General features: G+C 73.8%; 15 protein-coding genes. 6 read left to right on the forward strand and 9 right to left on the reverse strand.

Annotation, left to right across the window (positions count from 1 at the left end; all coding sequences use genetic code 11):
* Nucleotides 1-120: 120 nt before the first annotated feature.
* From WME97_RS38215 to WME97_RS38235, 5 genes are all read right to left on the reverse strand, one after another.
* Nucleotides 121-2,193 (reverse strand): amylo-alpha-1,6-glucosidase, encoded by a 2,073-nt coding sequence (locus tag WME97_RS38215; protein ID WP_437545035.1) that lies wholly within the window; start codon nucleotides 2,191-2,193, stop codon nucleotides 121-123.
* Nucleotides 2,183-4,129, reverse strand: a complete 1,947-nt coding sequence (gene treZ, locus WME97_RS38220) for a malto-oligosyltrehalose trehalohydrolase (RefSeq protein WP_437545036.1) — start codon at nucleotides 4,127-4,129, stop codon at nucleotides 2,183-2,185. The genes WME97_RS38215 and treZ overlap by 11 nt, the downstream gene beginning before the upstream one ends.
* A 348-nt stretch (nucleotides 4,130-4,477) precedes the next feature.
* A complete protein-coding gene (locus WME97_RS38225; protein WP_437545038.1) occupies nucleotides 4,478-6,712 on the reverse strand; it encodes an ATP-binding cassette domain-containing protein in 2,235 nt (744 codons plus the stop codon).
* Nucleotides 6,709-9,504, reverse strand: a complete 2,796-nt coding sequence (locus tag WME97_RS38230) for an ATP-binding cassette domain-containing protein (RefSeq protein ID WP_437545039.1) — start codon at nucleotides 9,502-9,504, stop codon at nucleotides 6,709-6,711. Before WME97_RS38230 ends, WME97_RS38225 begins: the two co-directional genes overlap by 4 nt.
* A gap of 137 nt (nucleotides 9,505-9,641) precedes the next feature.
* Complete coding sequence (locus tag WME97_RS38235) at nucleotides 9,642-10,811, reverse strand: HlyD family secretion protein (protein WP_437545040.1); 1,170 nt, start codon at nucleotides 10,809-10,811, stop codon at nucleotides 9,642-9,644.
* A gap of 173 nt (nucleotides 10,812-10,984) precedes the next feature.
* On the opposite strand from WME97_RS38235, the gene WME97_RS38240 reads away from it, so the two are divergent.
* The 6 genes from WME97_RS38240 to WME97_RS38265 all read left to right on the forward strand — a co-directional run bounded on the left by WME97_RS38240 (nucleotide 10,985) and on the right by WME97_RS38265 (nucleotide 19,144).
* Nucleotides 10,985-11,200, forward strand: coding sequence for a microviridin/marinostatin family tricyclic proteinase inhibitor (locus WME97_RS38240; protein WP_437294983.1), 216 nt, complete (start codon nucleotides 10,985-10,987; stop codon nucleotides 11,198-11,200).
* Nucleotides 11,201-11,547: 347 nt separating this feature from the next.
* Nucleotides 11,548-11,784, forward strand: coding sequence for a microviridin/marinostatin family tricyclic proteinase inhibitor (locus tag WME97_RS38245; RefSeq protein WP_437545041.1), 237 nt, complete (start codon nucleotides 11,548-11,550; stop codon nucleotides 11,782-11,784).
* 51 nt (nucleotides 11,785-11,835) lie between these two features.
* On the forward strand, nucleotides 11,836-12,828 hold the full coding sequence (locus WME97_RS38250) for an MvdC family ATP-grasp ribosomal peptide maturase (RefSeq protein ID WP_437555571.1): 993 nt from the start codon (nucleotides 11,836-11,838) through the stop codon (nucleotides 12,826-12,828).
* Nucleotides 12,825-13,850, forward strand: a complete 1,026-nt coding sequence (locus WME97_RS38255; protein ID WP_437545042.1) for an MvdD family ATP-grasp ribosomal peptide maturase — start codon at nucleotides 12,825-12,827, stop codon at nucleotides 13,848-13,850. Before WME97_RS38250 ends, WME97_RS38255 begins: the two co-directional genes overlap by 4 nt.
* 209 nt (nucleotides 13,851-14,059) lie before the next feature.
* The gene (locus tag WME97_RS38260; RefSeq protein ID WP_437545043.1) at nucleotides 14,060-18,019 is read left to right on the forward strand and encodes an AAA family ATPase; all 3,960 of its coding nucleotides are present in this window, start codon (nucleotides 14,060-14,062) and stop codon (nucleotides 18,017-18,019) included.
* A gap of 36 nt (nucleotides 18,020-18,055) precedes the next feature.
* Nucleotides 18,056-19,144: an AAA family ATPase gene (locus tag WME97_RS38265; protein WP_437545044.1), complete on the forward strand. Its 1,089-nt coding sequence runs from the start codon at nucleotides 18,056-18,058 to the stop codon at nucleotides 19,142-19,144.
* A gap of 33 nt (nucleotides 19,145-19,177) precedes the next feature.
* On the opposite strand, the gene WME97_RS38270 is transcribed toward WME97_RS38265, so the two are convergent.
* From WME97_RS38270 to WME97_RS38285, 4 genes are all read right to left on the reverse strand, one after another.
* Nucleotides 19,178-19,720, reverse strand: a complete 543-nt coding sequence (locus WME97_RS38270) for a hypothetical protein (RefSeq protein WP_437545045.1) — start codon at nucleotides 19,718-19,720, stop codon at nucleotides 19,178-19,180.
* Nucleotides 19,721-19,931: 211 nt separating this feature from the next.
* Nucleotides 19,932-20,945 carry a hypothetical protein gene (locus WME97_RS38275; protein ID WP_437545046.1) on the reverse strand — a complete coding sequence of 338 codons (1,014 nt, stop codon included), beginning with the start codon at nucleotides 20,943-20,945 and terminating at the stop codon, nucleotides 19,932-19,934.
* A 273-nt stretch (nucleotides 20,946-21,218) separates the two neighbouring features.
* Nucleotides 21,219-21,608, reverse strand: a complete 390-nt coding sequence (locus WME97_RS38280; protein WP_437545047.1) for a YidH family protein — start codon at nucleotides 21,606-21,608, stop codon at nucleotides 21,219-21,221.
* A gap of 34 nt (nucleotides 21,609-21,642) precedes the next feature.
* Entirely contained in the window at nucleotides 21,643-22,362 is a 720-nt protein-coding gene (locus tag WME97_RS38285) for a molybdopterin-dependent oxidoreductase (RefSeq protein WP_437545048.1), read from the reverse strand.
* Nucleotides 22,363-22,365: the final 3 nt, after the last annotated feature.

The following is a 22,365-nucleotide window of genomic DNA, read 5'->3' on the forward strand; positions in this document are numbered from 1 at the left end:
TGTCGGTGTTTTTGACGAGATATTGAACAGGGAGGCGGGGAGACGGGGAGATTTCTGGGATTTGACTCCCCGTCTCCCCGCCTCCCTGTGAACTTTTTCCAGAACGATTCGAGGGAATGCTCAGCCCCCCGAGGGGGCCGTCCGGGCGTAGGCGCGCAGCGCCTCGGCCACGCTCCACGCCTGGGCGACGCACCCGCGGGGCGTGAACGGCGGCTCCGCGTCGAAGATCTCGCTGATCGAGCCGGCGCAGGCCTCGTCGAGGTGCGGCGCGAAGCCCTCGAGCAGGCGCCGCGCCCCGGCGAGATCGGTGGGATACACCTTCAGCCAGGCGTCGATGAACGGGCCCATGAGCCACCCCCACACGGTGCCCTGGTGATAGGCCATGTCCCGCGCGCGGAGGTCGCCGAAGTACTTCGGTTTGTAGTCCGGGTGCCCCGGCGCGAGCGACCTGAGGCCTACGGGCGTCCAGAGCCGCTCCTTCACCTGATCGACGATCCCCTTCCAGCGCGCGGGCTCGAGGACGGGGTGAGGCAGCGAGATCGCGAGGAGCTGGTTCGGCCGGAAGGCGTCGTCGGCGCCCTGCTCGCCGTCGATCACGTCGTAGAGATAGCCGTGCTTCTCGGACCAGAAGCGCCGGTTGAAGGAGGCCTTGACCTGCTCGGCGGCCGCGCCGTAGCGCTTCGCCGCGCCGTCGCCGTCGGACTCGCGCGCCCAGCGCTCGATGAGGCGCAGAGCGTTGTACCAGAGCGCGTTGATCTCCACGGGCTTCCCCCGGCGCGGCGTGACCACGTAGTCGCCGACCTTCGCGTCCATCCAGGTCAGCTGATACCCCTCTTCCCCCTGGCGGATCAGGCCGTCCTGCGGGTCGGCGCGGATGCCGAAGCGCGTCCCGCGGGTGTGGTGCTCGACGATGTCGATCAGCGTGGGGAGGATGAGCCGGAGCGTCTCGCGATCCCCGGTGGTCGCCAGGTAGCGATCGAGCGCGTGGAAGAACCAGAGGGTGGCGTCGGCTGTGTGGTAGAGCCCGTCGTTCTTGCCCTCCGGGAACATGTTGGGGATGAGCCCGTCCTTCACGTAATGGGCGAACGTGCGGAGGATGTAGCCCGCCTCGGTGTGGCGCCCGGTGACGAGCGTCAGCCCCTCGAGGCTGATCATGGTGTCCCGGCCCCAGTCGGTGAACCAGTGATAGCCCGCGATGACGGTGCGCACCTCGTCCCCGGCGGCCCGTGCGCGGGCGGCGTCCTCGACGCGGCCCGCGGGGCTGATGAGGAACTGATCGGCGCCGAGGACGAGCTCCGCCGCCGGCCCCGTGCGGACCTCGGGCGCCGCGGCGAGCAGGAGCCGCGTCCGGCGCTTGCGCTCCGCGCGCTGCACCTCGTCCGTGGAGAGGGCGTTGAGCGTCTCCCAGGCCTCCGTGGACGCGATCAGGGTCGCGCTGCCGGAGACCGGGAGCTCGAGGCTGAAGCGGCCAGGGCTGTAGAACTCGCCGACGGCGTCGTATCCGCGGCTCTGCTCGATCCGGTAGCGCACGTTGCGCAGGCGGGCGCTCTCGATCCTGAACTCGGCCCGAGCGCCCTGGACCTTCAGCCGGAGCGGCGGCAGGTCGCCCGGCGACGCGAGCTCGTAGCGATCCTCGACCACGGTGAGCGCGTAGGGGCCCGCCACCGGACGATCGAGCGCGCCCTCGTGCGGCCGGAAATTCACCCACGGCTGGAGCTCGATCCGCACCGGGCCCGTCCCCTCGACGAGCGTGTACGTGACATGGACCGTGTTCTGCGCGTGGGGCATGAGGAGGCGCCGCTCGAGCGCCATCCCCGCGCCCTCGTAGCGCCAGACGGGGAGCCCGGCCTCGAGGCGGAACTCGGCGAGATCGATGACCTGCGCGGCGCCGTCGTCGAGCCAGGGCTCCTGACCGCCCACCTGATACACCCTGTCCTCCGCGGTGAAGATCCGGGTGGAGAGATCGCTGAGCATCATCGTGCGGCCCAAGGGAGCCGGCAGCGCGGAGATCAGCAGTCCATGGAAGCGGCGGGTCACCGCGCCGGAGACGGTGCCCGACGCGTAACCGCCGAGGCCGTTCGTGACGAGCCATTCCCGCGTGAGCGGGTCCGAGCCGCGCTCGGCGTCGTCCTGCGAGGTGGGGGCGGCGCCCCGGGACCAGACCATCCTCCGGCAGATCTCGTCAGCGTACATGCTTCTTGGGCTCCTCCGGGCGCGGATTGGCGCTCGTCTTCTCGGGCACCGGCGTCCCGACCACGGGGTGGAGGAGGATCGCCGCCTCGCCCGGGATGTGGACGCCCTCCTCGGTGATGACAGGTGGACTGCCTTGGCCCCCGTAGCGGGGGGACTCGCTGGACCACGACGTCTCCCAGCGGCGCCCCGGCGGCGGGGCGAAGAGCGGCTCCGGCAACGACCCTCGATGGATGTCCCGCCCGAGGTTGACGAGGAGCAGCCGGTCGTCGCCGTCGTCGCCGAAGTAGCGCAGGAGGAAGGCGTGGGCCGAGAGGACGGCCCCATCGACGCCGCGCGGGCGCTGGGCCCGGATCACCGGGTCGCGCCGGCGGAGCGCGATGAGGTCCTCGTGGAGGGCGTAGAGGGCGGCGTTGCGCTCGCGCTCCGAGAAATCGAGCTTGCAGCGCTCGAACGTCCGCGGGTCGCTCGGATCGTCGAGCTGCGCGTGGACCTCCGGCGCCGAGCAGGACGGGAACTGATCGAGGAACTCCGCCCTGCCCTTGCGCACGAGCGGGGCGAGCTCGGGGTTGTGGTCGGCGAAGAAGAGGAACGGCGCAGAGGACCCGAACTCCTGCCCTTGAAAGAGCATGGGTGTCCCCGGGGCGAGGAGCAGGGCCGCCGACATCGCCCGGAGCCTGCCCGGGCTCACGATCTGACAGAGCCGCTCGCCTCGCGCGGTGTTGGCGACCTGATCGTGGTTCTCCAGGAAGAGGACGAAGCGGGCCGGATCGACGCCGAGCGCCGGCGTCCCTCGCCGCTGCTTCTGCCAGTGATAGCGCTGCCCCTGGAAGAGGAACCCGTGCTTCAGGGCGGAGAGGAGCTCCTGGGGCGAGCCCTCGTGATCGCTGTAATAGGCCTCGCTCCGGCCGGTGAGCGCCACCTTGGCGCTGTGGTGAAAATCGTCGTTCCAGATCGCGTCGAGCCCGTAGCCGCCCCGCTCGGCGGCGCGGATCAGCCACTCTTCCTGCGACTCGTTCTCGGCCACGAGGAACGTCTCCTTGCCCTTCGCCGCCTCCCGCACGCGGCGCGCGATGGCGGCGAGGATGTGGTCCTTCGAGCCATCGTAGATGTTCTGCGTCGCGTCGAGCCGGAGCCCGTCGAGGTGGAACTCGTCGATCCAGTAGCCGGCGTTGGCGATGAAGTACTCCCTCACCGCCTCGGATCGCGGGCCGTCGAAGTTGATCGCCGCTCCCCAGTCCGTCTTGTGACGATCGGTGAAGTAGTCCCCGGAGAACTGGCCGATGTAGTTGCCGTCCGGACCGAGGTGGTTGTAGACGACATCGAGGATCACCGCGATCCCGGCGCGGTGCGCCGCGTCCACGAAGCGCCGGAGATCGTCCGGGCTGCCGTAGAGGCGTGTCGGCGCGAAGAGGTTCACGCCGTCGTACCCCCAGTTGAAGCGGCCGGGGACCTCGGCGATGGGGAGCAGCTCGATCAGGGAGATGCCGATCCGGGCGAGCTCCGGCAGCTCGCGGGCGGCGGACTCCCATGTGCCCTCCCGGGTGAACGTCCCGATGTGCATCTCGTAGACGACTTGCCCCTTCAGCGGGGCGCCCCGGAATGCCGCGTCGCTCCATGAGAACGCGCCGGGATCGATCACCTCGGAGGGCCCGTGCGGCCCCTCCGGCTGCGACCGCGAGGCGGGATCGGGATAGAGCGTCTCGCCGTCGTCGAGCCGGAACCGGTAGCGGGTGCCGCTCGCCGCGGACGCGACGAGCCCCGCGAAATACCCCCCCTCCTCGGGCCGCAGCGGGGCGGCCCCGCCGCTCCCCGGCCCGGCCTCCAGGACGACCTCGACCTTGCGCCTGGCCGGCGCCCAGACACGGAAGTGGACTCCTTTCCCGACGAGCACCTCTGCGCCAACGGGCAACCGCCTCTCCGTCTTGAATTCCGGCATTGAAATGAATTCTAGGCGCAACACAGATGACGTCCAGCGGCGATCTGCACATGACGACGCTACCGATGTCACTGCTCAGTTGTCGAGCGCAACGTGCCTTACGGAGCCGCCTGAGAGCGTTCAGGGGCAAACCGACATCGAGGTCAGCGCTGTCTGTGTGGCGAAATTGCGCGACGTGAGCTCGCTCTGAAGCTCGCGCGCCGCTGGGCTCCCTCCTTGCCCACGACGCGTGTTCGAGAACACGAAAGAGATAGAGCGAGACAGGAGTCGACCCATCGAGATGGGGAGAGGCCATGAAGTGGGCTTGACGACCGTGCGATGGAAGGCGATGAAGCGCGCTCTCCGCGGCTACGGGTGGGCGATGACGACGAGGGTGCGCGCGCGCCGGAGCACGCAGCGCAACGCGCGCTCCAGCGTCTCCGGGTCGAGCGCCGCGAAGCTCTCGTCGAGCACGACGACCTCGGCGCCCTGCAGCAGCGCGCGCGCCATGTAGAGCCGGCTCCGCTCGCCGTGCGAGAGCTGCCAGCCCGTCTCGCCCACCACCTGCTCCAGCCCCCCCGGCATCCGGCCGAGCAGCTCGCCGAGGCCGAGCTCGTGGCAGATCTCCTCGGCCTCCGCGAGGTCGTCGGGCCTCGGCGGCCAGCGCCTGCCCATCAGCAGGTTGTACGCGAACGTCCCGGCGAGGACGTGGTTCTCGTGGAACTGCGGCGCCGCCGCCACGCGGCGCCGCCACGCCCCGGCGCCCAGCATGTGGCGGTCGAGCCCGTTCAGCAGCAGCAGCCCCGCGTCGGCCGCGCGCAGCCCCGAGAGCAGCGCGCTCAGCGTCGACTTCCCGCCGCCCGAGGGCCCCTCGAGCAGGATGCGGTCGCCCGCCGCGATCCGCACCGAGACGTCGACGACCGCGGGGCGCGCCCGTCCCTTGTGCCGGAACGACAGCTCGTGCGCCTCCAGGACCACAGCGCGGGCCTCGGCGTCCTCCGCGCGCGCGCGGGCCGGCGATCGCCCCGCGTCGGGGGGCAGCGGCGGCGGCGGCGGCCCGCCGCGGGAGGCCGCCTGGAACAGCGTGGAGACCTGCTCCCACGCGATCACCGCGCTGGCGAGGCTCGACAGGCCGCCCGACAGGCCCTGGAGCGCGCGGCTCGCGAGCAGGACGCCCCCCAGCGCCACCGCGTACGCCCCGGCGGAGCCGGTGCCCGCGAGGAACGGCGGCAGGAGGCCGATGATGCCCGCGATGAGCCAGCCGCGCGGCATCAGCGCGCCGATCTCGATCTGGCTCCGGTCGATGTCGCGCGACCGCAGCAGGTACTGGGCGAGCGCCTCGTCCTCGCCGTGGTGCCAGCGGCCGTGGCGCTCCTGGGCGAGGCGGGTCCGGTGGCCGACCAGGCGCTCGATGAGGTCGTGCGTCATCGCGAGCCGCGCGGCCGTCCAGCGCGCGCGCCGCCGGTAGAAACGCACGCAGAGCGCGACGACCAGGGCCGCCCAGGCGACGAGCAGCAGCGCGTGGATCGCGCCCGCCGCGCCCTGGGCGAGCACGGCCGCCGCCGCCGCGAGCTCGAACGCCGACGCGACCGCCGCGACGCCGCCGCCCATCGCGAGCCCCTCGATCGCCTCGGACTCGATCACGCGGCCGAGGAAGCGGCCCGCGCCCTCGCTGCGCACCTCCTCGGCGTCGAGCGCGAGCGCGCCCGAGAGCAGGCGCTGCTTGACCAGCGCGCTCGAGTCGATCGCGACGAGGCCGGACAGCCACGCCATGAGCTGGCGCAGCGGCACGACCGTCGCGAGCAGCAGCGCGCCGGCGACGAGCCACCCCTCGTCGAGGTGGTCGTCGAGGATGCTGCGCCCCACGGTCATCCACACCAGGATCCAGAGCGTGTAGCCCGCCGCGTGGGCCGCGAGCAGGCCGAGGAGCCGGCGCGGGATCCGCGCGGCCATGGCCTGCCGCACGAGCGGCGCGCCCGGCGGCAGGCGCAGGCTCCAGATGCCGTCGACGATCACGGGCCCGAGGCGCTCGTCGAGCAGGGCCCGACGCGCGCGCGCGCGCCGCCGCGTCCGCACGGCTGCGCGCGCGAGGACGCGCTCGATCTCCGGGAGCACCTGCGCCTCGATCGGGCGGCAGATGCGGCCGGCGATCGCCTCGATCGGGACGCGCGCCGTGGAGCGGTCGGCGCGGAGCGCAGCGAGGTCCCGCCCCCTGCGCCCCACGACGGCGAGGAAGCGGGGCGCCCCGCCGTCGCGCAGCCACACGAGCGCGGGCGCGACGCGGAGGAGCGCCTCGCCGATCTCGTCGTAGCGCGCCGCGATCGGCTCCGCCTCGACGCCGAGGTACGCCGCGGCCTGATCGATCCACGCCCCGAGCGCGTCCGCGCTGCGGAGGTGCCCGGCGGCCGGGACGGGCGCCGCGACCGCGCGCGGGCCGAGGCCGCTCTGCGTCGCGAGCGCCTCGAGCGCGTCGCCGAGGCGCTCCGCCGGCCACTCGAGGGCGCCGAGCGGATCGACCGCCTGATCCGGCCGCGCTCCCCACCCAGGTTGCGCCTCCGCCCCGTCCGGCCGGGCTTCCCACCCGGGTTGCGCCTCGGCGGTCACCTCCGCTGGCCCTCCGCTGGCGCTCCGCCGCCCTCCGCTGGCGCTCCGGCGCGCTCCCCCGCCGCCTCGGCGCCCTCCCCCGCCGCCTCGGCGATGCGCCCGCGCGCGACCTTCAGCCGGCGCCACCCGCCGCTCGACCAGAGCCCTCGCTGCACCGCTGCCTCGGCCTCGAGCAGCGCGCGGTAGCGCGAGCCGGGGCGCGCCGCGAGCTCGGACGGCGCCCCGTCCTCGACCACGCGCCCGCCGTCCACGACGAGCACCCGCTCGAACGATCGGGTCTCGCCGACGTCGTGGGTGACGCACAGGAGCGTCGCGCGCCGGAAGCGCCGCCGCGCCCGGGCGAGCAGCGCCCGGCGGCGCTCCCGGTCGAGGCCGCGGAACGGCTCGTCGAGGATCGCGAGCCGCGCCTCGCTCCGCAGCATCGCCCGGCCCAGGCGCAGCCGCTGCCCCTCGCCGCCGGAGACGAGCCCTCCGCCCTCGCCGAGCAGGGTCTTCTGCCCTTCCGGCAGCCGCTCCAGCACCTCGCGCAGCTCGGCCTCCTCGACGACGGCGCCGAAGTCGGCCGCGTCGTCGGGCGCGCCGTAGCGGAGGTTGTCGAGGAACGATCGGTTCCAGATCTGGACCGCCGGGTCGACCCACGCGGTCTCCTCGCGCAGCGCGCGCACCCCCTCGCCGTCGAGGCGGCGGCCGTCGACGAGCACCGTGCCCTCGCTCGCCCGGTGCCAGCCGAGCAGGACCCCGACGAGGCTCGACTTCCCCGCGCCCGACGAGCCCACGATCGCCACGTGGCTGCCCGCCGCGATCTTCAGATCCACCCCGTCGAGGATCACGTGACCGGCCGCCTGGATGCGCACGCGCTCGAAGGCGATCGCGCAGCCCGCGCCGCCGGCGGCCCCTTGCGCGAGCGGCGCCGCTGCCGCGGGCGCGCGCACGGGGGCGCCGGCGCGCAGCTCCTCCGGCGCGCCGAGCGGCTCGAGCAAGCGCAGCGCCGTGTTGCGGTGCCCCGGGTACTGGAGCAGCGTGCTCGCGAGCGCCTGCCCGATGGAGGGCAGCGCGAGCGCCCAGTAAAAGAGCAGGAGAGCGCGCGAGAGGGCGCCCCCGCGGGCGAGGAAATCGCCGAGGATCCACGCGGCGAGCGCGAAGCCGATCAGCGCCTGCGCCCCGTCGACGGCGAGCGCGGCGCGGAGGAGCGCGCGGCCTGCGAGCGCCCACTCCCCGAGCAGCCCCGCGTGCTCGCGCCGCACGGCCCGCTCCGCCGCGTGCGCCCGGATCGGCACGAGGCCGAGGAGCGCGTCGAGGTAGAAGCTCGTGAGCGCGCCGGCGTGGGTGCGGACGCGCAGGTCTCGCTCGACGAGGACGCGGTTCCCCGCGAACGGCAGCGCCAGCGCGAGCGCGGCGCCCGGCACGGCGAGGCGCGCGCTCGCGGGATCGATCCAGACGATCGCGGCCGTGGTCACCGCGAGGTCGAGCGCCGAGCGCGCGATCTGGCCGCCGAACGCGGGCAGGCCGCGGAGCACGTGCAAGCTGTGGCCGCGCTGCGCCATGTCCGAGGCCGGGCGGCTCTGGAAGTAGCGATCGCCGATGCGCGGGATCTTCGCGAGGAACGCCATCCGCAGCCGGACCTCGAGGTGGCGCCCGAGCCGGATCATCCCCGTGGTCAGCGAGAGATCGAGGGCGAGCTCCACCGCGAGGAACGCCGCGAGGGCGATGAGGGCGGCGAGGCGCTGCTCGAACAGCGCGAGATCGTTCGAGATCTGGAGCAGGCCCCGGAAGAGGAGGCTCTCCAGCACCACCGTCGCGACGCTGAGCAAGAGCGCGCCGGCGAGCACGGCGGGCGTCAGCAGGCCGTCCTCGCGGATCATCCGGAGGAGCGCGCGCGCAGGCGGGATCTCGCGCTCCGCGAGGGCGGCCGCGAGGTCGGGGGGGAGGCGCGCCTCGCCGCGAGCCGCCTCGCCGCCGCCGCGAGCAGCCGCCTCGGCGTGCGCCGGGGGCTCGGGGGCGGAGGCGCCCGGCGCGCCTTCGCGGCCTGCCGGCGCGCGGGCGAAGCTGAGCGGCCGCCGCCCGCGGATCCGCACGAGCACGGCGCCCCGCGTGAGGACCATCTCCTCCCCGGACGGGTCGGCCGGCCCCGGACGCGCCGTCCAGAAGCCGGGCGGGATCATCTCCTCCCGGGAGGCCTCGGCGTCTCGGTCGAGCAGCGCGCCCAGCACGCGCGCTGCCTCGCGCCCGCGCCCGAGGCCGCCGGAGCGCACGAGCGACGTGACCAGGCGCGCGCCGGCGTCGAGCGCGGCGATCGCTCGCCAGTCCCGGTCCGACAGCGCCGCCTCGATCGATTGCGTCCCTGCGCCGAGCCACGCGAGCCGGCGCCCGAGCGGCCGCGTGAACCCGTCGCTCGCGGCCCACGCGCGGAAGTCCGCCGCGGACAGGGGCAGCTCGTGCTGGTAGAGCTCGGCCTCGAGCTGCCGTCGCGTGACCCAGCGCCGCCCCGTGCCCGGGTCCATGATCTGCGCGAGGCCCCCGTGCCGGCGCCAGATCACGACGATGTGGAGCGGCCCGGTCGACTGCCGCACGATCGCCAGGGCGGGCAGCGCCTGCGCCTCGTCGAGGAGCACGTGCTCCGGCGGTACGAGGATCTGCTGGGCCACGAGCCCGAGCTGCTCCGCGAGGTCTTCGAGGGTGTCGATGGAGGTGCCGTCGACGTCGGTCTGGCAGGCCTCGCGCAGGCGCCCGTAGCTCACGCCGACGCCGAAGCCCTCGAGCACGCACTTGAGCGTGGCGGGCCCGCAATCCATCGCCGACGTCTGCACGACCTCCGGCGCGAGGAGCCTCCGCCTCGGGCTCGGCGGCCGGCGGCGGGGATCGGCGCTCGCTGCTCGCTCCGGCGCGGATCGTGGCGAAGATCGTCGATCGGCGCCCGCCGTCCCCTGGCTCACCCGTCCGCTCCGCCGCGGACCCGCACGATCTGCCCTGCTGCCCGCAGCACGAGCGACGCCGGCGAGACGCGCTCCATCTCGATGACGACGTTGCCGGGCAGCCCGTGCTGCATGGGGATCGGCGACGCTGGGTCGGGGCGCACGCCGAGCTCCACGCGGATGCGGCCCTCCTGCGCCTCGCTGGCGACGCGCTCGACGGTGGTGGCCAGCGTGCCGTATTCGGTCCAGGGGAACGCGTCGAGGCGCAGGCGTCCCGCCTGCCCCGCGCGGATCCGCCCGACGGAGGAGGGCGGGAACTCCGCGATCACCCTGAGCTCGCCGGGCGGGACGACGGCGGCCACGACGTCCCCTTCACGCACGAAGGAGCCGGCCCGCAGCACCGTGATTTCACCGACCCGCCCGGCGATCGGCGAGCGGATCTTGCGCCGCTCGATCTCGGCGAGCAGCCCCGCGATCGTCGCCTCCAGCACGAGCCGCTCCCCCTCCAGCGAGGCCGCCTCGCGGTCGAGCCGCGCGAGCTCGGCCTGCTGCTCGCTCTGCCCGGTGCGTCGCTCGACGCCGGCCCGCGCGGCGGCGCGGTCGAGCGCCTCGGTCGCCGAGCGCCGCGACAGCGCCTCGGCCGCGAGCCGCGCCGCCTCGGCCTCGGACACGAGCCCGTCCTGCCGCAGGCGCACGGCCCGCGCCGCCTCGAGCTCCTGGAAGCGCGCGCCCGCCTCCGCCTCCTTGAGCCGCGCCTTCGCCTCGTCGATGCGGGCGCGCGCCGCCTCCGCCCCGTCGCGCAGCGCCCGCGAGCGCGCCGCGATCTCGGCCCGGAGCGGCCCCATCTGCCCCGCGATGGCCGAGAGCCGGGCCTGCTTGTCGTCCATGTCGCGGCGGAGCGGCTCCACGTCGAGCTCGACGAGGACGTCGCCCGCGGCGACCTCGGCCCCGAGGAGGTCCAGGCGGACGGCGGCGACCTTCCCGCCGAGGGGCGCCTCGACGCGGTGGGCCGCCTGCCCCACCTCGAGGCGCGCGCTCACGCTCGCCTCGTACTGCCCGACGCGCGCGAGGAAGAACCACGCGAGCCAGCCTCCGAGCAGGAGCGCGCCGATCGCGGCGCCGACGATCGAGCCGCGATGGCCGTCGGTCGCGATCGCGTGGATCGAGCGTGAGAACCCGGCGGGCATGAGGGGTCGCGCCAAGGTACACGAGCGAAGGATGCGCAGGAAGTCGCACCCATCGCCCGGGTAAAGGCGATGAGCCTCGCAAAACTTCACGTGCGGCGCGGACCGATTGAATGAATGCTCTCCCCTGCGGCTCCGCCGCAAGGCAGTCATTCCATTTGGATTGGAGGTCCCCCATGGCTGATATCGATCGTGATGGCGAGCAGAACGAGCAAACGGAGCAGGCGGAAACGGTGCCCTTCTTCGCTCGCTACCTGGAAGATCAGAAGCGCATCCGGACCGGCGTCAAAGCCGGCGGCATCTACCAGACCCTCAAGTACCCGTCGGACAGGGATGAGAACGTCACCATGAAGTACCCCTCCGACGGCGACGAAGATCTGGCCCTGAAGTGAACCGCGAACGCCGCGCGGCGGGTAACCGCCCGCGGCCGAGCGGAACCCACCGAAATCGCCCGCAACATCGCGTCCCTTCCGTAACGACGCGTAACGACGCGTGACAACGCGTAACCAAGCTCAACACGATTCAACACCTTTGAGCGCCCGTGATTAAAAGATCGCCGCAACAGCGGAATCACAGCATCACGGGATGGCGGAATTGCGACGTCGAGCCGCTGCAATTGTGCTGAAAAGCGCCGAAGATCGCGCCCGGGCTTGCGCCCCCGCCTGGCTGCTCGCTATGTTAGCCCTCTTGCCCTCGGCGGCTCCGTCGCCGCGGCAACGCAACCATCTGGAGGTATCCCATGGCCGATATCGACAACCGTGAGCCCGAGCAGCAGGAGCAGAAGGACGACGCCGAGGCGGTGCCGTTCTTCGCTCGCTTCCTGGAGGATCAGAAGCGCGTCCGTACCGGCGTCAAGGCCGGCAGGCCGCCCTTCCAGACGCTGAAGTACCCGTCGGACCAGGAGGACGGCGGGGGCGGCGGGAAGGACCCCATCTACACCACGCTGAAGTACCCTTCGGACGGCGACGAGACCTGAGCACCGCATGGACCGCCCGCGCCCGTGCGAGAGAGGCACCCTGACGTGACGATGGCGAGCGCGAGCGTCCTCCTGGTCTCGCACTCACAGGACGACTTCGGGATCGGGCGCGTGGCGGAGGCGCTGCGAAGGCGCGGCGCTCGCCCCGTCCGCCTGGACGTCGACCGGTTCCCTCGCGACATCACGCTCTCGACGGCGCTCGGGCCGGGCGGCGTGCGCCGCCGCCTGGAGGACGCCGGGGCCGAGATCGGCGGAGACGAGATCTCCGCGGTCTGGCTCCGGCGCCTCTGGGCGCCGGACCTCGGCGCGGGCATCCCCGAGGCGTACCGCGGCGCGTGCGTGCGCGAGTCGATGGCGGCGCTGACCGGCTGGCTGCGCGGGCTCCCCGCGCGGCGCTGGATCAACGAGCCCGCGGCCGAGGAGCGCGCCCAGGACAAGCTGCGGCAGCTCGCGGCGGCCGCGTCGGTCGGCCTTCGCATCCCCGAGACGGTGGTGACGAACGACCCGGCCGAGGTCCGCGGCCTCTTCGCGCGCCTCGGAGGGAACATGGTCGCCAAGATGCTCACGCCCTTCTCGACCAGCCTCTCCGGCGGCGCGCCGTTCGTCTTCACGCACGCCGTCGCGGAGGCCGACCTCGACGCCCTCGCGGGGCTGCGCCAGAGCCCCATGATCTTCCAGGAGCGCATCCCCAAGGCGCGCGAGCTGCGCGTCGCCTGCGTCGATGGCCGGTGCTTCCCGGGCGCGCTCGACGCGACCCGCTACGAGTCGGTCGCTGTCGACTGGCGCCACCCGGACGTGAGCGAGGTCGGCATCGGGTGGGAGCCGGACGCCCTCCCGCGCGACGTCGAAGCGCAGCTCGGCGCGCTCCTTCGCGCCCTCGGGCTGGTCTTCGGGGCCGTCGACCTCATCCGGACGCCGGACGGAGAGCACGTCTTTCTCGAAGTGAACCCCGCCGGCGAGTGGGGCATGCTGGAGCGGGATCTCGGGCTGCCGATCGCCGACGCGCTGGCGGAGGCGCTGCTCGCTCCGACGGAGAACCGGTGACAGTCCTCATCATCACGCACAGCGAAGACAACGAGTGCATCGACCGCGTCGTCGCCGCGATCGCCAGGCTGGGCGGCCAGGCCTTCCGCTTCGACACCGACGCCTACCCGGCGGGAGCGCGGCTCTCGCTCTCGTCGGGGGACGGCGCGGGCCGCTCCACGCTGACCACCCGGGACGGCGCGCTCGACCTCGGCGACGTGACCGCCGTCTGGTATCGCCGGGTCGCCTACGGCGCCAGGCTGCCCTCGTCGATGGATCCGCAGCTCCGGAGCGCGTCGATCCAGGAGGCGAAGCAGACCGCGGAGGGCATGCTCGCGGCGTTCCGCGTCCCGCAGGTCGACCCCTTGCCGGCGGTGCGCTTCGCGTCGAACAAGCAGGTGCAGCTCGACATCGCGCGCGAGGTCGGCCTCGACACGCCGCGCACGCTCACGACCAACGACGCCGATGCGGCGCGGGCCTTCGCCGCGACCTGCCCGGGCGGGGTGATCGCCAAGATGCTCTCGTCGTTCGCCGTCTACCGCGACGGCGAGGAGCACGTGGTCTTCACGAACGCCCTCGAGGCCAAGGACCTCGCGGACATGCGGGGGCTCTCGCTCTGCCCGATGACCTTCCAGGAGAACATCCCGAAGGCGCGCGAGCTGCGGGTCACGGTCGTGGGCGAGCGCGTCTTCACGGCCTCGGTCGACTCGCAGGCGGCGCCCGGCGCCGAGGTCGACTGGCGCCGGCAGGGGATCGAGCTCATCGACGCCTGGCGCAAGGACACGCTCCCGCCCCACGTCGAGACGGGCGTGCTCCGGCTGATGGATCAGCTCGGCCTCAACTACGGCGCGATCGACATCCTCCGCACGCCGGACGGCCGGCACGTCTTCCTCGAGGTCAACCCGTCCGGCGAGTTCTTCTGGCTGGAGCGGAACCCCGGGCTCCCGATCAGCGAGGCGCTCGCCGAGGTCCTGCTCGGCAAGGCGCCGCGGCGCGGCTCGTGGAGCGCCTTCCTCCACACGCCGGCGACGCAGCCCCGCTGAGGCGGCGGCGCAGCGCCGCTGAGCGGACGCACGGTGCCGTCCGCCCGCCCGCCTGCCGCTTCCAGCACGACACGACCTGCCGCTCCCTCATCGGACGGACGGGCGCGGCGCCGCGGCGCCGCGCGGTGCGGCTTGACAACGCCCGGAGGTTCCGCACTTGCTATCCGTTCAGGGGAGGGCACCGCCCCCTGCGCCCGGCAAGCGATCTCGTGAAGATCCTAGAGCTCCACCTCCTCGCGTTCGGCCCCTTCACGGATCTCCGGCTCGACTTCTCCTCGCCGTCGCCGGGCCTCCACGTCGTCTACGGCCCCAACGAGGCCGGGAAGAGCACCGCGCTCCGGGCGATCCGCGGCCTGCTCTACGGCATCCCGCACATCACGCCCGACGCCCACCTGCACCACAACACCGATCTCCGCGTCGGCGGCCGGCTCGCGGGCAGGGGCGACGCCGCGCTCGCGCTCGTCCGCCGCAAGGGGCGCGTGAAGACGCTCCGCGACCCGGACGACAACCCCCTCGACGACGCCGCGCTCGCGCCGGTGCTCGGCGGCGTGACGGAGGAGCTGTTCCGGACCTCCTTCGGGCTCACCCACGAGACGCTCCGCCAGGGCGCCGAGGCCCTGCTCCAGGGCAAGGGCGACGTCGGTCAGAGCCTGTTCGGCGCGGGGCTCGGGGGGCCGGGGCTGCATCAGCTGCTCCCCACGCTGCGCCAGGAGGCGGACGAGATCTTCACGCCCCAGGCGAGGACCCGCCCCCTCAACGAGGCGATCAAGGCCTTCGAGGCGGCCCGCAACGGGGCAAGGAGCGCCGCTCACCCGCCCGCGGACTGGACGCGCAAGCGGCAGGAGATCGACGAGCAGCGGGCCGAGCAGGAGCGCGTCGACGCGGAGCTGCGCGCGCTCCGGTCGACCGACAAGCGGCTCCGGCGCGCGCTCCGGGTGCTCCCGCTGCTGGAGGCGCGGCGCGCGATCCTCGGCCGGCGCGCCGCCCTCGGCCACGTCGTCCTGCTGCCCGAGAGCGCGCAGCGCGACCGCGAGGACGCCCAGGATCGCGCCGCCGACGCGAGCGCCCAGGCCTCGCGGCTCCGCGCCGACATCGCGGAGCTCGAGGCCCGCCACGCCGCGCTGGAGGTCCCCGCGTCGCTCGCGGACCTCGACGCGGGCGCGATCGACGGCCTCGTGACCCGGCTCGGGAGCCACCGCAAGGCCGCCGTCGACCTGCCGCGCGTCCGGGCGGAGCTCCACGGCGTCGAGGAGGACGCGCGCGCGATCCTCCGCAGGCTCGGGCGGGACGCCTCGCTCGCCGGCGGCGACGACCCGGAGCGGCTGGAGGCGATGCGCGTCGACGTCGCGACCGAGGCGCGCATCAAGAAGCTCGCCCGCGAGCGCGGCGCCGCCGAGGCCAAGCCGCGCGAGGTGGAGCGGCTGCTCTCCGCGCACCGCGCGCGGCGCGACGCCTGCGCGCGCAGGCTGGCCGAGCTGCCGCCGGGCGAGGACCCCGCCCCGCTCCGAGGCGCGCTCTCTCGCGCGCAGAAGCAGGGCGACCTCGAGCACCGGCTCCGCGAGGCCGCCGCCGCGGCGGCGCAGCTCGCCCGCGACGCCGACGCGCAGCGCGCTCGGCTCGGCCTCGCGGCAGCCCGGCGGGCGCGCCTCGACGTCGACGATGCCGCGCGACGGGCGGGCCTCGACGCGGGCGGCGCGCCCGAAGGCCGGCCGCTCTCCGCGGCCGAGGCGAGCGCCCTGCCCGTCCCGCTCCCCGAGACGGTCGACCAGGCGGCCGCGCAGTGGGGCGCGCTCGCCCGGGAGCGCGAGCGGCTCGGCGAGCGCGCCGCCGAGATCGAGGCGCGCCTCCGCGAGAGCGCCCGCGAGATCGACGCGCTCCAGCGCGCCGGCGCCGTCCCCACGGAGGCCGACCTCGCGGAGGCGCGCGAGCGCCGGGACGCCGCCTTCAAGGCGCTGGTGCGCGCCCTCCAGGCGAAGGCGGGCGCCCGCGCGGCGGCCACGTCGATCCACACCGCCTCGCTCTTCGACCTCGGCGCGGACGCGCCCGCCTCGCCCGGGGGGCGGCGCAGGCCGTCGCTCGCCGCGCGCGACGAGCCGCCGGCCGCCCGGGGGAAGCCCGACGACTACGCCGACCTGGTCCGCGCCGCCGACGCCCTCGCCGATCGGCTGCGCCGCGAGGCCGACCGGGTCGCCCGCCTGGCGCGGCTGCTCGCGGACGAGGCGCGGGCCCAGACGGACCAGGCGCAGCTCGCCGCGGAGCGCGCCGCGCTGGCGGGCCGGGCCGAGGAGGCCGAGGCCGCGTGGCTCGAGCTGTGGCGGCCCGCGGGCGTCGCCCCGCGCTCCCCCGAGGAGATGCGCGGCTGGCTCGGCCGCTACGCGGCCTTGACCGCCACGGTCGACCGGCTGCGCGCCGCGGAGGCCGAGGCCGAGGCGCTGCGGGCCCGGATGCAGGCGCACGCCGCCGAGCTCCACGCGGCGCTCCAGGGCGCCCGCGCCGCGCCGGGCGCCTCGCGCGGCGACGCGGCCGGCGCGGGCTCGCGCGGCGACGCCGCCGGAGCGCCGGAGGACGCGCCGGCGCGCCTCCCGGCGCTCGTCGAGGCCGCGGAGCAGGAGCTCGCGGCCATCGAGGGCGCGGCCCGGGAGCGCAAGGAGCTCCTGCGGGAGCGCAAGGAGCTCGAGCGCGAGATCGAGGACCTCGAGCGCGAGCAGGCGCAGCACACGCGCGCGCTCGAGGCGTGGCGGGCCGAGTGGGCCGAGGGCGTGCGGCCGCTCGGCCTGCCCGGCGACGCCTCCGCGGACGAGGCCACGGCGATCCTCGACGAGCTCGGCGCGCTGTTCCGCAAGGCGGACAGCGCCGCCCACGAGCGCCGCCGGGTGCGCGGCATGGAGCGCGACGCCCGGGCCTTCGGGGCCGACGTCGCGGAGCTCGCGGCCCGGCACGCGCCGGATCTCGCCCCGCTGCCGGCGGATCAGGCCGCCGATCAGCTGATCAAGCGCCACCACAAGGCGCGCGCCGACCTCCGCGAGCGCGGCGAGATCGCGCGGAGCCTGGCCGACAAGCGCCGCGAGCTCGATCAGCAGGACGCGCGCCGCGCGGCCGCCGAGGCGCGCCTCGCCAAGCTCTTCGAGGCGGCGGGCGTCCCGCGCGGCGGTGACGACGCCGACGACGTCGCCGCGCTCTCCCTGGCGGAGGAGCGCTCGCGCGAGGCGCGCCGGCTCGACCGCGAGCTCGTCGAGAACGAGGGCAAGCTCCTCGAGGCGGGCGAGGGCGCGGGCATCGCCGCACTCGAGCAGGAGACCGCCGGGGTGGAGCGGGACGCGCTCGCGCTCGAGCTCGACCGGGCGGAGGAGCGCCTCGCGGCGCTCGAGGACGAGCGGCGCCGGATCGACAGGGCGCTCGGGAGCCTGGAGCAGGAGCGCGAGCACCTGCGGGCGACGGTGGGCGCCGCGGAGGCCGCCGCGGAGGCGCAGATCTGCCTCTCGCACCTGCGCGGCGAGGTGCGCCGCTACGTGCGGGCGCGCCTCGCCGCGGTGCTGCTCGAGCGCGAGATCGAGCGCTACCGCGAGCGCAACCAGGGCCCGATCCTGGCGCGCGCGAGCGCGCTCTTCCACCGCCTGACGCTGGGCGCCTTCGCCGGCCTCCGGGTGGGCTACGACGAGAGCGAGCAGGCGATCCTCCGCTGCGTCCGCGCGGCGGCGTCCGGCGCGGGGGTCGGCGGGGCAGCGGCCGCGAGGGCGCCCGCGCCGGACGCAGCGGCGGAGCCCGCGAAGGCGCCCGCGGACGCAGCGGTAGAGCCCGCGAACGCGCCGGCGAATGCAGCGGCGGAGCCTGCGAAGGCGCCCGCGGACGCAGCGGCGGAGCCCGCGAGGGCGCCGGTGCAGCGCGAGGTCGACGTGACGGGCCTGAGCGACGGCACGCGCGACCAGCTCTACCTCGCGCTGCGCCTCGCGAGCCTCGAGCACCACGCGCGGACGGGCGAGCCGATGCCGCTCATCCTGGACGACATCCTGATCCACTTCGACGACGACCGCGCCCGGGCTGCCCTCGCGGTGCTCGGCGAGCTCGCGGGGACGACGCAGGTGCTGTTCTTCACGCACCACGCGCGGCTCTGCGAGCTCGCGCGCGAGGCGGTGCCGGCCGACGTGCTCCGCGAGCACCGCCTGCGGTAGCAAGGCCGGTCACCGCGATGGGCTATCCTGGGCGCGATGACGGTCCAGGAGCTCCACGTCGCGGGATACCGCTCGATCCGCGAGCTGACCCTCCCCCTCGCGCAGGTCAACGTCATCGTCGGACCGAACGGCGTCGGCAAGACCAACCTCTATCGCACCATGGTGCTGCTCGGCTCCGCGGCGAGCGGGACCTTTGCGCGCACGCTGGCCGAGGAGGGGGGGATGCCCTCGGTGCTCTGGGCCGGCCAGCGCAGCAAAGGCCCGGTGCGGATGACGCTGCGGGTGCGGCTGGATCAGCTGGTCTACGAGCTCCAGTGCGGGCTGACGCCGCCGCCGGGGGGGCCGTTCGAGCTGGACCCGGACATCAAGGAAGAGAACCTCTGGCTGCTCGACAAGCGCCGCCGCCTGCCGATGCTGGAGCGGGCCGCGGGCTCGGCCTTCGCGCGCGACGCGGACGGCCACCGCGTGACCTTTCCCTTCTCGCTCTGGGGCTCGGAGTCGGTGCTGGCGCAGGTGGTGGAGCCGCACCGCTTTCCGTTGCTCTCGGTGGTGCGGCAACAGCTGATGAACTTCCGGTTCTATCACCACTTCCGCACCGACTCCGGCGCGCCGTTGCGGGTCGAGCAGGTCGGGGTGCGGACGCCTGTGCTCAGCACCGATGGCCACGATCTGGCCGCGGCGCTGGCGACGATCCTCGATATCGGCGACAGGGTCGCCTTGAAGGATGCCGTCTCCAGCGCGTTCCCTGGCGCGTCCCTCGAGGTCTCCTCGACGCAGGGGCGGTTCCGCGTCGAGCTCCGGTTGCCCGGGATGTCGCGGCCGCTCGACGCCCGCGAGTTCTCGGACGGCACGGCGCGCTATCTCTGCCTCCTGGCGGCGCTGCTGAGCCCGAGGCCTCCGCTGCTGATGGCGCTGAACGAGCCGGAGACGAGCCTGCATCCGGATCTGCTCGGGCCGCTCGGGGATCTCCTTGTGCACGCGGCATCCCGGAGCCAGCTGTGGATCACGACGCACTCCCGCCCGCTGGCGGAGCGGCTCCGGAAGGCGACGCCCTGCCGGCTCATCGAGCTTGGCAAGGAGGGTGGAGAGACGGTGCTGGCGAGCGGCGCGGCGGAGGACGAATGACGTCCGCCATCAACGACAGAGGTCTGCTCGTGTTCATTCGATGATCCATCGAAGCACGGGACCGGCGACGACGACGAAGGCCACCTGGCCCGGAAGCACAGGACTCTCCCCGCCGAGCCACTGCACATGGGCGCTCGTCGACCAGCCCAGCGGCCCTGCGAAGTACGAGTTGACCTGCGCATGCCCGCCTATCGCCACCCCGGCGACGCGCCCGCACCAGGCGGCGCCGCACGACGGCATGTCGAAGAGCCCGACCGATGGCCCCAGACTGAAATTGCCTTCGTCCCACGCAACGCCGACGTCGAGTGACGTCTGATTGTAGACACCGAGCCCGCCGTGCTGGGGCCCCAGGTGGATGGTGCACAGGTCGTGGACCGTGAACACGAAGTCTCGCTCGAAGCGCCACGATATCGCCGCTTGTGGACCCACCGAGGGGCGATAATCGTCGCCGATCTCAATCCACCCGATGCTCGCACCGGCGCTGATCTCGGCCGCTCCTGCTCGCGCCGGCGCGGCGAGGAGCGGGAGGACGACCACGACCGCCCATGGGATCTTCTGCCAGCCTCTCGTGCCCATGGTACCTCCCCTTTCCCCCAGCGGACGAGCAATGTGACGACGCGAGCCGTCCTACCGACGGTGAAATTGGACGTCAACCGGGATTCGGGCGGGGACGTCCCAATGGACGCGGGGAATGCAACGGAACCTCCCGAGGGCTGGGATAACTACAAGGGCGAACAGGACGCCGATTGACTCTACTGTGGGAAGTCGAGGTTCATGCCCGGCACGCTCACGCTGGACACGGCCCGGCGCACCCCTCGCCGCCGCAGTCGACGCCGGCCTCGTCGCCGTTCTTCACGCCGTCCGTGCAGGTGGGCGCCTCGCAGGCGCCGGCCCAGCACACGCCGCTCTTGCAGTCCGCGCCGGTCTGGCAGCCCCGGCCCGGCTCGCAGCGCGGGCAATACAGCTTGCCGCAGTCGACGCCGGACTCGCGGCCGTTCTTCACCCCATCGCTGCAGTTCGGGATCATGCAGGTCTCGTTCGTGCACACGCCGCTCATGCAGTCCGTGGCCGCGCGGCAGCGGTCCCCCGCCTGGCAGGGCCGGCACGGGCCACCGCAGTTGAAGCCGGTCTCCCCGCGACCGGCGTCCTGCACGTCGTTCACGCAGTGCTCCGGCACGCACCAGACGCCATCACACGCGCGCCCGCCGGGACAGAGCAGCGACGCGTCCGTGGCGACACACTGCACGCAGGCGCCCTCATGGCACCGCCCCTCGCCCGAGGCGGGGCAGGTGACCTCGTTCAACAGGAGGTGCTGCGGCTCATCGACCTCGCAGAAGTCGAGGGTGCACTGGTTGCCATCATCGTAGACATCCTGGGCAGCCGCGCTGACCACGCGACCATCGGCTGTACACTCCTCGCTCTTGCAGTCGCCGCGGAGCTGCGACTCGATCGGGCCCTCGTGGATCTCCACCGCGCACGCGCCGTCCACGCACCGCCCCGCGCCGCACCGCGGGTCGGGCGGGCCAGGGCACTCCGCGTCGCTCTCGCAACCGAGGGGCGGCACGGGCACCCCGGAGCACTTCTCGGTGCCCTCCTCGGTGCCCTCCGCGCACTCGTCGCAGGTGAGGCACGCCTTGAAACAATCCGAGTCTTGCTCGCCGCGCGAGCCCTCCTCGCCGCGCGCGCAGCAGATGACCTTGCCCGGCTCGCCGCACACGCAGCGCTCATCGACGCAGATCGTGCCCGGCACGTACTGGTGGTCCGACTCGCAGTCATCCGTGACCGCGCAGTCTCCGCCCATATAGGGCACGTCACCACATGCAAAGAACGTCGCTGGGCCGATGAGAAGAATGGAACCAACAAACCAAGGCGCGATGGGCCTACCCATGCTCCAGTCCTCCGGCACGAGGCTGAGGCGCGGCACCCTGGCGGCCCCAATCCGCCGGGGTGTCGTTTGCCTGTCATCCGAGGCGCGCACTATGCCGCGTCGGTCCCGCGGCCGTCACGCAAGTTTTCGCCAGAATGCGCCGCTGGCGAGGCAGCCTTCCAGCAGGGCACGCGCACTGCGTCCGGCTCACGAGGCGAACAGCCAGGCGATGCTCGCTGCGCCGGCCAGGAAGAGCGCCGCCGTGAAGATCAGGATCGCCGTCCGGTCGGGGCGGTACTCCCCGCGATCGATGGCGCGAGCGACGCGCAGGTAACGCACCGCCGCCCACGCGATGAGCGCCATCCCGAGCACGACCATCCCCGCGCCGAGGCCCACGACCTCGCGCAGCAACGACCGCGGCCCTCCCGGCGCGGCCGGCGGCCCCGCCTCCAGGAAGTAGAGGCTGACCCGGTTGAGCGTGATGCCGAAGCTGAGCAGCGCGATCGCCGTGCGCACGTAGGCGAGGTGCGTCCGCTCGTTGGCCAGGTGCTCCCTCGCGTAGGCCTCCGTGCGCTTCACGCTCTCCTCGCCGGGCATGCTGGCTCGCCCTCCTCGTCGCGCGGCGCCCGCTTCAGCGTCGGCCGTACCGATCGTCGAACCACGGGTACGCCGTGTTCGAGTAGCCGCGGACCTCCCAGAACCCCGGCTGATCGGCCGCGGTGAACGTGATCCGCCGGATCCACTTCGCGCCCTTCCAGGAGTAGAGCTGCGGCGTGATCATCCGCACCGGGCCCCCGTGCTCGCGCGTCAGCGGCTTGCCCTCCCAGGTGTGGACGAGCAGCACGTCGGGCAGCATGGCCTCCTCGATCGGCAGGTTCGTCGTGTAGGGGGTCTGCGTGCCGGGCGCGATGTCGCTCGCCTCGATCAGCACGAAGCGCGCGTCCGCGAGCGGGCGCGCGCGCTCCGCGAGGGCGGCGAACCGGACGCCGATCCAGTGGTTGTCCAGGCGGCTCCAGGTGGTCACGCAGTGGAAGTCGGACACGTCGAGCGTCTGCGGCAGCGCCATGAACTCTTCCCAGGAGTAGGTCCGCGGCGCCTCGCAGAGCCCGTCGATCTCGAGCTGCCAGCGGTCAGTCGGGATGTCCGGCGTATCGCCGAGATCGAGCACCGGCCAGCTCGTCACCTCGCGCTGCCCGACCGGCAGCCTCGGCATCCCGTGCCGGTTCGGCGGCCCGCTGCCCATCGGCGCGAGCCCGTCGAAGGCGCCCTTGCCGCGCGCCGCCTGCCGCGCGGCGAACGCCTGTTTGCGCTCGATCAACGACCTCGCCCGCCGCCCCGCGTCGTCCCCCATGAC

It is taken from the genome of Sorangium sp. So ce367, from assembly GCF_051520455.1.
GTDB lineage: Bacteria > Myxococcota_A > Polyangia > Polyangiales > Polyangiaceae > Sorangium > Sorangium cellulosum_B.

Bases quoted from the DNA above. Each gene is read 5' to 3' on its own strand.
- WME97_RS38240 (WP_437294983.1), top strand. From the start codon at position 10,985: ATGGCTGATATCGATCGTGATGGCGAGCAGAACGAGCAAACGGAGCAG.
- WME97_RS38280 (WP_437545047.1), bottom strand. From the start codon at position 21,608: ATGCCCGGCGAGGAGAGCGTGAAGCGCACGGAGGCCTACGCGAGGGAG.
- WME97_RS38215 (WP_437545035.1), bottom strand. From the start codon at position 2,193: ATGTACGCTGACGAGATCTGCCGGAGGATGGTCTGGTCCCGGGGCGCC.
- WME97_RS38275 (WP_437545046.1), bottom strand. From the start codon at position 20,945: ATGGGCGGAGACTGCGCGGTCACGGATGACTGCGAGTCGGACCACCAG.
- WME97_RS38285 (WP_437545048.1), bottom strand. From the start codon at position 22,362: ATGGGGGACGACGCGGGGCGGCGGGCGAGGTCGTTGATCGAGCGCAAA.
- treZ (WP_437545036.1), bottom strand. From the start codon at position 4,129: ATGCCGGAATTCAAGACGGAGAGGCGGTTGCCCGTTGGCGCAGAGGTG.
- WME97_RS38230 (WP_437545039.1), bottom strand. From the start codon at position 9,504: ATGGATTGCGGGCCCGCCACGCTCAAGTGCGTGCTCGAGGGCTTCGGC.
- WME97_RS38265 (WP_437545044.1), top strand. From the start codon at position 18,056: ATGACGGTCCAGGAGCTCCACGTCGCGGGATACCGCTCGATCCGCGAG.
- WME97_RS38245 (WP_437545041.1), top strand. From the start codon at position 11,548: ATGGCCGATATCGACAACCGTGAGCCCGAGCAGCAGGAGCAGAAGGAC.
- WME97_RS38235 (WP_437545040.1), bottom strand. From the start codon at position 10,811: ATGCCCGCCGGGTTCTCACGCTCGATCCACGCGATCGCGACCGACGGC.
- WME97_RS38250 (WP_437555571.1), top strand. From the start codon at position 11,836: ATGGCGAGCGCGAGCGTCCTCCTGGTCTCGCACTCACAGGACGACTTC.
- WME97_RS38270 (WP_437545045.1), bottom strand. From the start codon at position 19,720: ATGGGCACGAGAGGCTGGCAGAAGATCCCATGGGCGGTCGTGGTCGTC.